This is a genomic window from Pedobacter sp. P26, from assembly GCF_050632135.1.
Classification (GTDB): domain Bacteria; phylum Bacteroidota; class Bacteroidia; order Sphingobacteriales; family Sphingobacteriaceae; genus Pedobacter.
This window is the reverse complement of sequence record NZ_CP192574.1, coordinates 649,010-662,766: the sequence shown is the minus strand read 5'-3', so window position 1 is coordinate 662,766 and position 13,757 is coordinate 649,010. Positions and strand designations below refer to the sequence as shown.

Annotated in this window: 13 protein-coding genes; 5 read left to right on the top strand and 8 right to left on the bottom strand. The window is 37.4% G+C overall.

Annotated elements, in window-relative coordinates:
• Positions 1-12 precede the first annotated feature (12 nt).
• Positions 13-318 carry an AAA family ATPase gene (locus ACQ86H_RS03210; protein WP_431293847.1) on the bottom strand — a complete coding sequence of 102 codons (306 nt, stop codon included), beginning with the start codon at positions 316-318 and terminating at the stop codon, positions 13-15.
• 458 nt (positions 319-776) lie between these two features.
• Here ACQ86H_RS03210 and ACQ86H_RS03205 point away from each other — a divergent pair, with 458 nt between their 5' ends.
• Complete coding sequence (locus ACQ86H_RS03205; RefSeq protein WP_431293846.1) at positions 777-2,360, top strand: peptide chain release factor 3; 1,584 nt, start codon at positions 777-779, stop codon at positions 2,358-2,360.
• 98 nt (positions 2,361-2,458) lie between these two features.
• Here ACQ86H_RS03205 and ACQ86H_RS03200 read toward each other — a convergent pair whose 3' ends face one another.
• On the bottom strand, positions 2,459-3,976 hold the full coding sequence (locus ACQ86H_RS03200; protein ID WP_431293845.1) for a glycoside hydrolase family 32 protein: 1,518 nt from the start codon (positions 3,974-3,976) through the stop codon (positions 2,459-2,461).
• A 56-nt stretch (positions 3,977-4,032) separates the two neighbouring features.
• Positions 4,033-5,088: a helix-turn-helix transcriptional regulator gene (locus tag ACQ86H_RS03195; protein WP_431293844.1), complete on the bottom strand. Its 1,056-nt coding sequence runs from the start codon at positions 5,086-5,088 to the stop codon at positions 4,033-4,035.
• A 1,061-nt stretch (positions 5,089-6,149) separates the two neighbouring features.
• Between ACQ86H_RS03195 and ACQ86H_RS03190 the strand changes: the two genes are divergently transcribed.
• From ACQ86H_RS03190 to ACQ86H_RS03175, 4 genes are all read left to right on the top strand, one after another.
• On the top strand, positions 6,150-7,247 hold the full coding sequence (locus tag ACQ86H_RS03190; protein WP_431293843.1) for a slipin family protein: 1,098 nt from the start codon (positions 6,150-6,152) through the stop codon (positions 7,245-7,247).
• A 62-nt stretch (positions 7,248-7,309) separates the two neighbouring features.
• Complete coding sequence (locus ACQ86H_RS03185; RefSeq protein WP_431293842.1) at positions 7,310-8,053, top strand: nucleotidyltransferase domain-containing protein; 744 nt, start codon at positions 7,310-7,312, stop codon at positions 8,051-8,053.
• 6 nt (positions 8,054-8,059) lie between these two features.
• A complete protein-coding gene (locus tag ACQ86H_RS03180) occupies positions 8,060-9,121 on the top strand; it encodes a DNA polymerase beta superfamily protein (RefSeq protein WP_431293841.1) in 1,062 nt (353 codons plus the stop codon).
• A 12-nt stretch (positions 9,122-9,133) separates the two neighbouring features.
• Complete coding sequence (locus ACQ86H_RS03175; RefSeq protein ID WP_431293840.1) at positions 9,134-10,558, top strand: RtcB family protein; 1,425 nt, start codon at positions 9,134-9,136, stop codon at positions 10,556-10,558.
• 390 nt (positions 10,559-10,948) lie between these two features.
• Here ACQ86H_RS03175 and ACQ86H_RS03170 read toward each other — a convergent pair whose 3' ends face one another.
• The 5 genes from ACQ86H_RS03170 to ACQ86H_RS03150 form a co-directional block, all read right to left on the bottom strand.
• Positions 10,949-11,800 (bottom strand): hypothetical protein, encoded by an 852-nt coding sequence (locus ACQ86H_RS03170; RefSeq protein WP_431293839.1) that lies wholly within the window; start codon positions 11,798-11,800, stop codon positions 10,949-10,951.
• Positions 11,801-11,870: 70 nt separating this feature from the next.
• Positions 11,871-12,302, bottom strand: a complete 432-nt coding sequence (locus tag ACQ86H_RS03165) for an aminotransferase class I/II-fold pyridoxal phosphate-dependent enzyme (RefSeq protein WP_431293838.1) — start codon at positions 12,300-12,302, stop codon at positions 11,871-11,873.
• The gene (locus tag ACQ86H_RS03160) at positions 12,277-13,125 is read right to left on the bottom strand and encodes a pyridoxal phosphate-dependent aminotransferase (protein WP_431293837.1); all 849 of its coding nucleotides are present in this window, start codon (positions 13,123-13,125) and stop codon (positions 12,277-12,279) included. Before ACQ86H_RS03160 ends, ACQ86H_RS03165 begins: the two co-directional genes overlap by 26 nt.
• A 110-nt stretch (positions 13,126-13,235) precedes the next feature.
• On the bottom strand, positions 13,236-13,568 hold the full coding sequence (locus ACQ86H_RS03155; protein ID WP_431293836.1) for a type II toxin-antitoxin system RelE/ParE family toxin: 333 nt from the start codon (positions 13,566-13,568) through the stop codon (positions 13,236-13,238).
• Entirely contained in the window at positions 13,568-13,756 is a 189-nt protein-coding gene (locus ACQ86H_RS03150; RefSeq protein ID WP_431293835.1) for a hypothetical protein, read from the bottom strand. The genes ACQ86H_RS03155 and ACQ86H_RS03150 overlap by 1 nt, the downstream gene beginning before the upstream one ends.
• Between the last annotated feature and the right edge of the window lies 1 nt (position 13,757).

Sequence of the window (13,757 nt, the reverse complement as noted above, 5' to 3'; positions counted from 1 at the left end):
TTAAGTGTTTTACTAAAGTTTTGGGTGTATTAAAGTTGAAATTAATATTTTCGTTGACCAGCGCTCCTGCAGCATCAGGAAAAAAGCGCCAAAGGGCATTTGAAATAAGGAGTGAATGGTTACTCCTGCGGCATTAATGGCTGCAATACCCGTAGGCGCCACAATTAAAGCCTTTTTATGCGTAAGCTGGATCAGTTTCCGCAAAAAAGTTGTTTTACCTGTTCCGGCTTTTCCGGTCAAAAAAACATGTTTTGAGGTATAATTAACAAATTTAGCCGCAATTTCTGCGGGCATAGAAGTTTCTTCCAAAGTAGGCATCGGCAGTAAAATTTTAGTTAGCAATAAACGGAGGGACGAATAAAGCTAAACATTTTAGCACAAAACTAAAGAATGATTGATGAGAAATTTTAATTTTAAGTGGATATTTTTGGTCACCACTTTTATTTAATCAATAATTTCTTGATTAGCGGAATAAAAAACCTCAATAGAATTACTGCAGAAGCAACCTAAACCTGACAGAAACGACAGCCTCCGATTTTTTCTATCGGAGCTATAGTGTATGGCAGGACTGCAATAACAAAAGAACCACTGTCCTTAGTTTTCCAAATCATTTTCTAAATCTATTCACCCCAACAATAAAACAATACAACAACCTAACAATTAATGATAAAGCTTTTTATTATCTTTGCAGCCTGATGAAACAACAATATTCAAATCTTATCGCTGTTAAATTCCTTTAACCAGGTTTCATCATCTTTTACACCCAAAATTTTATTATGCTTAACCCCGAAATAGAAAAACGTAAAACCTTTGCCATTATTAGTCACCCCGATGCAGGTAAAACCACGCTGACAGAAAAGTTTCTGCTTTTTGGTGGCGCCATCAATACCGCAGGTGCAGTAAAGCGGAACAAAGCGAACCAAAGTAATACCTCCGATTTTATGGAGATCGAAAAACAACGTGGTATCTCGGTGGCTACTTCGGTAATGGGTTTCGAATACAGTGGTAAACGTATCAATATTCTGGATACTCCTGGTCACAAGGATTTCGCAGAAGATACTTACAGGACTTTATCGGCTGTGGATAGTGTGATTTTGGTGGTAGACTGCGTGAAGGGTGTGGAGGAACAAACGGAAAAACTGATGTCGGTTTGCCGTATGCGTAACACGCCGGTAATTATTTTCATCAACAAAATGGACCGTGAAGGTAAAGAGGCTTACGATTTACTGGATGAAATTGAAGAAAAGTTAAACATCAGTCTGTGTCCACTTTCATGGCCTATAGGCCAGGGGCATACCTTTAAAGGTGTTTACAGCATTTATAACAAACATTTAAATTTGTTTAACTCTGATAAAACCAAAGTGACCGATTCGGTTGTGGCAGCAAGTGATTTAAATGATCCATCTTTATTGAATTACCTGAAAGAAAACGAGATCAATACATTGAAAGATGATGTGGAACTGGTTGACGGCATCTACGGCAAAATTGATAAAGATTTATACACCGATGGTTTGGTTGCACCTGTGTTTTTTGGCAGTGCGATTAATAACTTCGGGATCAAAGAACTTCTGGATACATTTATTGATATCGCGCCAAGCCCACGTCATAGGGAAGCTGAGGAACGTGATGTATTGGTTGAAGAGAAAAATTTCAGTGGCTTTGTGTTTAAGATCCACGCCAACTTAGACCCAAAACACCGCGACAGGATTGCTTTCTTAAGAATCTGTTCCGGCAAGTTTGAGCGGAATAAATTCTACTACCATACCCGTCAGGATAAGAAACTAAAATTCTCTAACCCGATGGACTTTATGGCTAACGAAAAAAGTATTGTTGAAGAAGCCTGGCCAGGCGACGTGGTAGGTTTATACGATAGTGGCAACTTTAAAATCGGCGATACTTTAACTGAAGGGGAAAAACTGCAGTTTAAAGGAATCCCCAGTTTCTCTCCATCTATCTTTAAAGAGGTAGAAAACATGGATCCTATGCGTACCAAACAGTTGGAAAAAGGTATTGAGCAGTTAACGGATGAAGGTGTGGCACAATTGTTCGTGATGCAGCCTGGGAACAGGAAAGTAATCGGCGCAGTAGGAGAGCTTCAGTTTGAGGTAATCAATTTCAGGTTAGAGCACGAATATGGTGCTAAATGCCGATTCCGTACCTTAAGCTATACGCGTTCGAGCTGGGTAACTTCTACGGACAGGAAAAAGCTCGACGAATTTGTGAAACGTAAGCAACAGCACATCGGTTTTGATAAAGAAGCCAATCCGGTTTATTTGTCCGATAGCGAATATATGATCAATTTAACCAAACAGGATTATCCTGATATCGATTTCCATAAAACGAGCGAGTTTAAGAGTTAGTCAGATAGTCTTTAGCCCAGAGCACATAAAAAACCTCACTGGATTTTAAAATCCAGTGAGGTTTTAACATCTGATTGTGCCTGGCAATCACGGTTTAACTATTTTTTTCTCAAATCCCAAATCTTTAAACTGGTTAAAGTGCTTTTACCATCTTTCGAAAATGCCGTAATTCCAGTTGCCTTTTCATCTGGAAAAATCATGGTCGAAATTACTTTCTCCCCGCCATTGCCGAAAACTTCAAGCGATGATTTATCGATCAGGATCTGAATTTTCACTTTACCTCCAACAGGATTTATTTTGGCCGTTTGAATAATGTTCTTATCGTTTTTAATACCTTTCTCTGAACGTGAGCAATCCACATAAAGCTCACTTTTACCGGCCTCGTAACCCACTTCAATTTCTTTAATCACTTTGCCTTGCTCATCTTTTAATTGCGCCAATTTAAAACCTGCATTTTTAGCGTTACTCAAATCAAATTCTGCTTCAATCCAATTGGCATTAGCAATCTGGTCCAGTTTTAATTCACCGTTAACAAAAAGATTTTGTTTGGAAATTACCCGGTTTTGTGCCAGTTTTTTAAGATTGCCCGCAATAACCGAACTCGGCTGCTGAAACAACCTTATCCCATCAGGCGTGGTTTTTAAAGCTAAATCCCTTGGAATAGACATCTGCCCTTTCCACGGAAAGGTTTCTTTACCGCCCGGTTGCAACCAGCCTAAAAGAATACATTTGTCATTTGGCGCATTGTTCCAGGGAATGGCCGCATAGAACGAATCGCCGTCATCCACCAGCAAGGTTAACTGGCCATCGTTATCATTTTTAAAGGTTTTGCCGTCAAAATCACCTACAAAATATTGCATGGTTGGTCCTTTTGGACCGAACAGCGAGATCATGAGCACCCACTTTGTATTGTTCTTATTTCCATCAACCGCCAATGGAATCATAAAAGGGCATTCCCAGCCACTGCCTTGATTACCTTGCTTGCCAAAATCGCTCAGCATGGTCCAGTCTTTCAGATTTTTTGAACCGTAAAACCGGGCCTGGTGCTCATCAACCATCGCAACAGTCATAATCCATTGTTTAGAAGCTTCATGCCACCACACATTCGGGTCGCGAAAATCTTTTTTATTTAAATCAATAATAGGATTTTTTGCATAATTGGTAAAGGTTAAACCTCCATCATTACTGTAGGCCATGTATTGCGATTCGCTATGCTGCTTAGGTAAATCGGCAGTATAAAAAGCAAGAATGGGCGCTTTGCCTTTGCCCAAACCACTTACATTTTGTTTATCTAAAACCGCCGAGCCAGAGAAAATCATGGTGATGGTATCTTTAGTAATCTTTTCGGGGATGGCCACAGGAAGGTGCTCCCAATTCACCAGGTCTTTACTTTTTGCGTGCCCCCAGCTCATGTGCCCCCATTTATTTTCGAACGGATTGTACTGGTAATACAAATGGTACTCGCCGTTTAGGTAAATTAATCCGTTTGGATCGTTAAGCCAGTTGGTTGGCGCTGTAAAATGGTAATTGGGCCGCCATTGAGAGGTAGCCTGCTGTGCAAAAGTGTTTAATGAACAAGCAATAAGGATAGATAAAATATATTTGGTTCTGCTCATAAATGGTTTTTGAGCCTTCAAAATACGGATAATAATCCAATTACTAAAACGTTTAACTAAGTCACCACATTTTCAATAGTTTCTTTTTCTGTTTTTTGAATAAGTTCATATTGTTCATAAGTTCGCTGCAAACGCTTTTTAATTTTCCAGATTAATAATTTTGGCGAATGCACTTTAACACATTCTCCGAAACCTAAAATCTCCCGCTCCAATTCATAGTTCAGTATAACATCTATTCTAAAAACTGTGGTTTTATCATTTTTACTTAATACTACTTGTGAGGCATGTAAAGGTTTGGTTATTACATAAGGGGCGTGTTCGTTGGTAAACTCTAAGATTACCTTGTGCGCCCGGTCTTTCTCATTTTTAGTCACCCCAATCAAATCATCGTAATAGCGGTCGAAATCTACCCCCTGGTAAGCAACGAATTCTTCGTTGGGCAGTTCTTGAAATTCTATTATCCTATCCAAGGCTAGGTTCAGTATTCCAGGCCGCTTTTTTGCTTTACAGATCAAAAACCATCTGTTTCTATATTCCTTTAAGAGATACGGATAATAAATTCCCTGCTGCGATTGTTGCGCTTTGAAAGATTTATATTCGATCAATAGCGAACGCTTATTTAAAACTGCCTGATAAAGTGGTGGAATACATTCCAATCCTTTTACCAACTTATTACTTTCCAACTGAATGTTATTACCGCTCTGCTTGGTCGATTTGTAGAGGTTATTCTCCAAACGGGCAATCATATCGCTCATTTCGTCGAAATAATTAAAAGCATTAAACTGTTTCAGCACGCCAACAATTTCCTTCATTTTATCTACATCAGCATTATTGATCGGCGCTTTGGTAATACTGAAGTTAGGATCCTCGTAAGCATAAAAGCGTTTATCCTTCACTACAATTGGTGCATTATATCCAAGCTTATCACTCCGCATCAGTTGGATATCCGCCTGGATGGTCCGCTTACTCACCCCGCTGGTTATGCCCTCTAATTCGTAAAGGGTTTCGGAAACCTTTTCAATGAGATCATCAAGTGTCCATTTTCTGAAACGATTTTTCAAACAATCGTCGATGGTTTTATACCGGATAAGTGCTAATTTATTTACTGCCATTTTGGAGTGTATTTAGATTTCTGCTAAAATCCGTTGATTTTGGTTAGCTAAATATAAGAAAGGGTTTACATCTACGCAATACAATTGCGCAGATTATCATAAAAAGAAACATTTCACCGAAAAAATAAAATTTATTTAATTAATTATCAGACACTTAAATAAGTATTTGAAAAATATTTTTATCTGCGCAAATCTAGCGCGTAGTAGTGGTGGCATCTTTGTAATGTCGCCAGTCGATAATGAAGTTCTTTGAAAAAGATCAATAATAAATAACTGATTTACAATACAATTAAACTATTTCAATAATACGCGCTCTCCATCATGCTGCTCAATTAGAACAGCAAAATATGAAGCCCCTGTTCCGAATATGCGGAACAGGGTTAACGGCAATTAAACAGTTTAGGTAAATCAGTATATATAAAGAAATTCCGATGAATAATCGGAATGGCAATACTAAATAAAAACTTATCCATGGTTGTGGGTTTCAGAATAGCCCCAAAGTATTCGGGCAATTGCGTAGAATATACTGATAAGGATTGTGATAGATTGCCTGAACACGTTGTGTGTCGTGGGTTCGAATCCCACTTCCGATATATCGGAATAGCTCAGGGGTTAGAGTAACAACACCAAAATGCAGGTTCGAATCCTGCTTCCAAATATCACTTGGAATCGCATAAGGGTAATGCAATGGATTTAGGTTCCGTGTTAAAAGAAGGGCAACTTTTCAAATGCTCCCAAAACCAGCGTTGCGCAACCACATTTCGCTTTAGGATTTTTCGAAATCCAAGAAGCAAATCTGTATTTGCTCAGTGAGAATCAGTGCAGCAGGAAAAGGTTTAAAAATCAAATCGGCTAAATCGAGAAGGTAAAATGCTCCAAGGGAGTATAAAACCGATAAGACAAGCCTCCTTTCATTTTTAAACAAAGCTTGATAAACTTTTACTTCCGCAAAAAACAGGTAAATGTTCTTGTGCAACGCTTTTTAAAAGAATAAATAATTAACCATACTCATTTAAGTTCTCCTTTTAGGGGAGGATTTAGATGGGCTAACATCAAAAAACATGAAAAGAGTAACGATTAACACCAATTATGTTGGATTGGTGTTTAAAAAAGGAAAATTAAAAAACGTTTTAACCGCAGGAACTTACTGGTTAGGTTTTGGCGAAAGCATGACATTATACGATATGGCCAAAGAGTACTATTACTCGGTTGCCGAATTGGATATTTTGCTGGAAAATGCAGATTTTGTGAATTTGATTCACTTAGTAAGCGTTGCCGATAACGAATTGGCTTTGGTTTACCAAAACAAAAACTTCAAATCTGTTTTAACCGCCGGCAGACATGCCATCTGGAAAGGTTTGTCTGCATATAACTTTGTTAAGGTAGATATCAGTAACATCAAAATTGATGAAACGATTGATAAAAATTTGTTGGAGAAAGCGCCATTGTTGAATTACATCAGGGCTTATAAAGTAGAATCATTTGAGAAAGCTTTATTGTTTGTTGATGGTAAATTTGAAAACGTATTGGAATCAGGAAACTATGTTTACTGGAAAAACAGTACTACTGTTCAAGTTTTGAAAACCGATATGAGGCAATTGAATATGGAAATTATCGGTCAAGAAATCTTAACCAAAGATAAAGCACAATTGAGGGTAAATTTCAGCATTCAATATAAAGTTGATGACATCATCAAAGCCTTATTGGAGAATAAAGAATTTGAAAAACAATTGTACATCACCATGCAATTGGCATTAAGAGAGTGTATTGGCTTAATGACTTTTGACGAATTGATGGAAAGCAAGGAAAAAATTGCTGAAATGGTAATGGCCATCACTTTGGATAAGGTTGAAAACCTGGGTGTAAAATTGACCAACTGTGGTGTTAAAGACATTGTTTTACCAGGTGACGTTAAGGAGATTATGAACCAGGTTTTAGTTGCTGAAAAACGGGCACAAGCCAATATCATTACCCGCAGAGAAGAAACGGCCTCGACCAGAAGTTTGTTGAATACTGCCAAATTAATGGAAGACAACAGCATGTTGTATAAGTTGAAAGAGATGGAATACGTAGAGAAAATCGCGGAGAAAATCAATAACATCAGCTTATCTGGCAGTGGACAAATTGTAGATCAATTGAAACAGATCTTCGTAAAATAAACTAAATTTAGAAACCCCTCGGTCAGGTGAATGTTACCTGCCGGGGATTAATGAAGAATGAAATGAAAACCACCATCATAAACAGGCTTGCAGAAATCGAACGATCAAATGATATCAAAATATTATTTGCCTGCGAATCGGGAAGTCGCGGATGGGAATTTCCATCACCGGACAGCGATTTTGATGTTCGCTTTATTTATGTTCGCCCGCTTAACTACTATCTTTCTGTTTCAGAAAAGGATGATCAACTGGGTTTTCCGATCAACGATGAACTTGATATTTACGGTTGGGATATAAAAAAGGTGCTTAAATTGATCCGAAAATCAAACACTACTCCTTTCGAATGGCTGCAATCGCCTATTGTATACGGAGAGCAAGGTGATTTTAGAAACGAACTATGGACATTATGCCAGTCTTATTTTTATAGAAAAACAAATATCAACCATTATTTAGGAATAGCACATGGTGCATTGGATACAGTGATAAATGGCGACGAAATTAAGATCAAAAAACTTTTTTATATACTGCGACCTTTACTTTCAGCAAAATGGTGTTTAGAGAAAAATACAATTGCACCAATGACCATTAGTCCACTTTTAACCTTAATGCCAGAGTATCTTCAATCATCGGTTAAAGATCTGATTGTATTAAAATCTACTTCTGCAGAGGGGTTTATTATTCAAATAGACCCAAAATTGCGCAGGTTTATTGATGATGAATTTAAAAGTTGCACTGAAGGAGCTAAAAATCTCCTAAAAGAAAGTTTTGATGCCGAAATGCTCGATAACTTTTTAGAAATACAATAAGCCATTATGACGATTAATGATTTAAAAGATCAGAACCTACTTTTATTTGAATGTTTAAGCGGTAGCAAAGCTTACGGATTGGATACGCCACAGTCAGACACTGATATTAAAGGAATATATTATATGCCAAAAGACATGTTTTTTGGATTGAGATATATCCCGCAGATCAGCAATGAAAGCAACGACGAAGTATATTATGAAATTGGCCGCTTTGTTGAGTTATTGATCAAGAACAACCCGAATATTGTGGAAATTTTAGCTACTCCAGAAGAATGTATTTTATATAAGCATCCCATAATGAATAGGTTAAATATCGATATAATTTTGTCGAAACTATGCAAAGATACTTTTGGTGGATATGCCTTGACACAGATCAGAAAAGCAAAAGGATTGAACAAGAAAATTTTAAATCCGATGCCAAAAACGAGAAAAATCGTCCTGGATTTTTGTTTCATTACAGAGAATTATTCATCGGTTAAAGCAAATATATGGCTTAAAAAACGCAATATTTCTAAGGCGGATTGCGGCTTATCGAAAATTCCAAATGCGAAAAACCTTTATGCACTATTTTATGATGCAGAAAATAAATTTGGCTACAAAGGGATTGCAAATAAGGAAAACGCTAATGATGTCTCAGTATCCTCTATACCTAACGGAGAAAAAGAAATTGGGTATTTGTTTTTCAATCAGGATAGTTATTCCTCCTATTGCAAGGAACATAACGAATATTGGGAATGGGTAGAAAAACGGAATGAAGAACGATATAGGTTAAATAAGACACATGGTAAAGATTACGACGCGAAAAACATGATGCATACCATAAGGCTTTTGCAAGTGGCGCTTGAAATTGTGCGTGATGGAAAACTTATCGTGAAACGGCAAAACAGAGATGAACTTCTCTCGATAAAAAGAGGCGACTTTGATTATGATGAAGTATTAAAAATGGCAGAAAAACTGATGCTACAAATTGAGCAAGAAACGCTTACAAGTAAACTTCAGGATAAACCCGATGAGCGACAAATTGAATGTTTACTTGTAGAAATGCGAGCAACACTTTATGCCAATTAAAAAAACAAAACAATGAACAACAACATAACAGGTAATAACCTGATCGAAATAGGTTATACCGAAGGAAAAATAGTAGGCCTGGCTTTAGCTATCGTGAAAGAAAATTTTGCGGATATTGAAGAAAAAGAATTACTGGCCTTATTTAAAAAATTAAAAGATTATCCGGAAAGTTTCTTAGATGATGAAGTATTGAACACTTTGGCTACAGCACTAATTGAGGAAGCCAATCCAAAATCAGACGGAACCATTGAACTGAGTAATAACACGAAAGATTATTCAATTTTCGGTGCCGATTATATTGAAGAAGGTGCCCGAAATCAAATGAATATCGCCATGAAATTACCGGTTTCGGTTGCTGGCGCACTAATGCCCGATGCCCACCAGGGTTATGGTTTGCCGATTGGCGGTGTTTTGGCGACCAGAAATGCAATTATCCCGTATGGCGTAGGTGTAGATATCGGTTGCAGAATGGCTTTGAGTATTTTCGATATCCCCGAAAAACATTATTTCGGGAAAGATGCGATGTACAAACGCGAATTGATTGCTTTTACGAAATTTGGTGCAGGTCAAAATTTTAAAGGCAATGAAAAAGCAGATCATGAGGTTTTAGAGAATGAGGCTTTCAACAGCACTCCTTTCCTGAAAAATCTGCATGGAAAAGCCTGGGCTCAATTGGGAACCTCTGGTGGGGGTAACCACTTTGTGGAATGGGGGATTATTGATTTTGCCAAACGTGATGAAATTTTAAATATTGATAAAGGACGTTATGTGGCTTTATTAACCCACTCTGGTTCAAGAGGTTTTGGCGCTACCATTGCAGGTCATTATACCAAACTTGCTAAAGACATCTGTAAATTGCCTAAAGAGGCTGTAAATCTTGCTTACCTTGATTTAAACTCTTCTGAAGGGCAAGAATACTGGATTGCCATGAACTTAGCTGGTGATTATGCTTCTGCTTGTCATGAGGTGATCCATAAAAGGTTGACTAAAGCCATTGGTGCCAAAGTTTTGGCCAAAGTAGAAAACCATCATAATTTTGCCTGGAAAGAAATGTTTAATGGCCAAGAAGTGATTGTTCACCGAAAAGGAGCAACACCGGCTGGCAAAGGCGTAATGGGGATTATCCCCGGTAGTATGACGGCCCCGGGATTTCTGGTTAGGGGAAAAGGCGAAATGAATGCAATTAATTCAGCATCACATGGCGCAGGTAGACAAATGAGCCGAACAAAAGCGATTCAATCGATTACGAAATCGGATATGAAAGCTATTTTAAAGGATCACAATGTTACTTTAATTGGAGCCGGCTTAGATGAGGCGCCAATGGCTTATAAAGACATTAACAAGGTAATGGCAGCACAAACTGAACTGGTTGATATAGTGGCTAAATTTGAGCCTAAAATGGTGAGAATGGCTGATGATGGAAGCAGGGAGGATTAGTCCTTAGTCCTTAGTCCTTAGTCCTTAGTCCTTAGTCCTTAGTCCTTAGTCCTTAGTCAAAATTCTAAATTAACCTCGTTGGTTTTAAAACCTGCGAGGTTTTTTATGTTTATTTCGAATAAAAAAATTAGAAAATATTGGTTCTTGCCTATTGTGCCAAAAGAAAAGAACTTCAATCCTATCGGTTTTAACCTCATAAAATACAGAAGAAAGCTTTTTAATTAATCCTAGTCGGATATTAGGATCAAATTCAGTCTTTTATAGATGAATTGCCAATTAACTCCAATGTTTTAATAGTATTCTTTTTAAAATCACTTAAGTCATTTTTTATAAAAAAGCCTGAAAATTTAATTCTGTTTGAGAATTATGGTTTTGACGAGATAGCCTCGTTTAAATATTCGCATTCTGAAGCGGATAATATTTAATTACACTTTTCACTTTTTTATCTTTTGGTTTACCGGTTAGGTTGGTCACATTAATTATGTTGATATACTTTGTCGGATCTCCTGTTGATTCGAAAATAATTACTTCGGCATAATTCGTTTCGCTATGCAAAGAAGGATGATCATTCAAGACCGTAAAATCTCTTTTACCAAGCTCATTTAAAATCTCTTCTTTATTTACAACTACAGGAATACGGTTATGGATTTTACGCCTTTTCATCCACTGGTCATTTATTTCTGAGTATGGCATGCTTGCCTGGCCATTCAGAACTGCAAAAATGGCGCCCCCAAGAATAACGATAAACTCTCCAGCCCAAATAACCCATAACAATACGCCACTAATGGTACCTGTACTTTCGATGCGAAATGTACCTATTTTATTCAGATTAATAATTTCCTGAATCAAAATATTAGGATGGGTAAAAAGGAAAAAGAAATCAGAAGCCAGAACCTTTAAATCTGCACTATCCAGATTAAAAGTAAAACCCTTATTACTGTAGGCTAAAGTATCGAAGAATACCCATTGAATATAAAAGGCGAATAGTCCACAGAAGATTGCGATGATGGTAACGATCTTTTTATTCCTGAGTTTTCCGATTCTGACACCAATATCAATACTAAAACCTAATCCAATTCCCAAAAGCAAAGCGATAATAGCGATGAACCAAATATTGGGAATCAGCCTGCCAAGAATAATATAAAAAAGAGGCAGAATAAAAGATGCCAAAATACCAATGGCAAGTGAAGTAAGAATAGCTGATGGCGAAGCGTATCCTTGAGGCGTGTATTTGGGTTCCATAAAGCGTAAAATGAGATTTTTATTTGAACACCCATCTCCCGTAATTGTTTGAGTGGGTGTCCAATTTTATCTATTTTAACTTGCTTAATGCTTTTTTAATCCTTGGCAACATGTCTTTAATATCTTGTAAAGTACAAGCCCCTACTGATGCCCTGAACCAAGGCATACTGTCTTCATTTCCAAATGCAGAGAATGGAACTAAGGCTGCCCCAGCTTCTTTAATCAGATAGAAATTCACATCTGCACTGTCTTTTAAAACTTGACCATCTTCAGTAGTCTTTCCGATATAATCGATTTTGATGGTCAAATAAATGGCACCCATCGGCTCCACCGCATCGACATTAAAACCCTCTGCTTTTAGTTCGTTAAAACCATTATAAAGTGCATTTAAGCTATCCTGGATCTTTGCTTTAAAGCTGGTTAAAAAAGTATCAACCTGTGACTTGTCGTTAAAATAGTTAGACATGGCAACCTGCTCAGCTTTTGGTGCCCAGGCACCCATGTGGCTCAACCAATGCTTTCATCCTGTTGATAATATCTTCAGGACCAAAACCCCATCCTACACGCACGCCTGTTGCAGCCAGACATTTCGAACTGCCATCCACAAAAATGGTAAATGGTCTCATTTCCGGCCTTAAAGAAACTGGATTTACATGCTCCTTACCAAAAGTTAAAAGCGAATAAATCTGATCATACATCATGTACAATGGTTTTTCATCTGCGCCACGCGAAGCATTTTCTTCTAAAACCGCATCACAGATTTCAGCCAGCGAATCTGCATCAAACATGGTTCCGGTTGGATTTAATGGCGAACATAAAGCCAATAAAGTTGCTCCTTTTAAATGCGGTTTCAATTGCGCAGCTGTTGGCATAAAATTATGCGCAGCATCTGTTTCTACAGCAATGGTTTTAGCCGAAGTTAAGTGAGAATAGTGATTATTGTTCCAGGATGGTGCAGGGAAAACCACGGTATCGCCCGGATCGATCAAAGCCAGGTAAGTAGCATAAATCAATGGACGAGAACCTCCAGAAACCAAAATACTGTTGGTATTATATTCTAACCCGAACCTATCCTTCAATAATTCTGAAACCGTTTCGCGTAATGGCAAAACTCCGTCAGCTGGTGGATAATTGGTTTGGTTGGCATGGTAAGCATCAACGATTCCAGCCTTTAATTCGGTTGGAATCGGATAAATATTTGCATCAAAATCACCTATGGTTAAATTAGCGATTGAAGCGCCTTTGCGTTTCATTTCATTAACCTCGTTTCCAATTTTTATAATTTCTGAACCAATTAATGAACTGGCCAATATTGAAACTTTCATCTGTTTATATTTTATTTGTAGGGTGATGAAGCTATCATGACTTATTAATTATTCCTGATGGAAAATCATGATGGTTTCATAAATATATATTAAAACTGCTATTAGGAGATTTATAATGCTTTAATTATTTTCTGAAGTTCTTTTTTATCAATAGTACTTTCTTCTGATTTATCATATAGGGTAAGCATATTGATAATGACGCCATCTGGCATATTTGAAACTAGATAAGTTATTATTCTAAATCCACCACTTTTACCTTTTCCTTTGCTTTTTACGGCTAGCCTGATTTTGTACAGCCCTGCGCCCAGATCATTTCCCTGTTCAGGATTTTCCAAAAGTTTTTCTTCTAGTTCGTAGAGATCGTCTACTAAAGAAAGATGTTTCTTTTTGTAAATTTTGGCTTTTTTGATAAAAACGGCGGAATAGACAACCTCGTTAGCCATCAAATATCCTTTAAACCTAAAGGCTTCCGTTTTCCTTGCTGCATATCCTTAATTTCTTTTAAAGCCTGAGCAATTTCAGAAGTAATCTGACTTGTTGGTTCCGATTTAACTTTAGCACCAATTTTGCTGAGGAACTCTTTTACGAAACCTTCGTCTTTATCCTTAATTTCTATTGTTAAAGTTGTCATA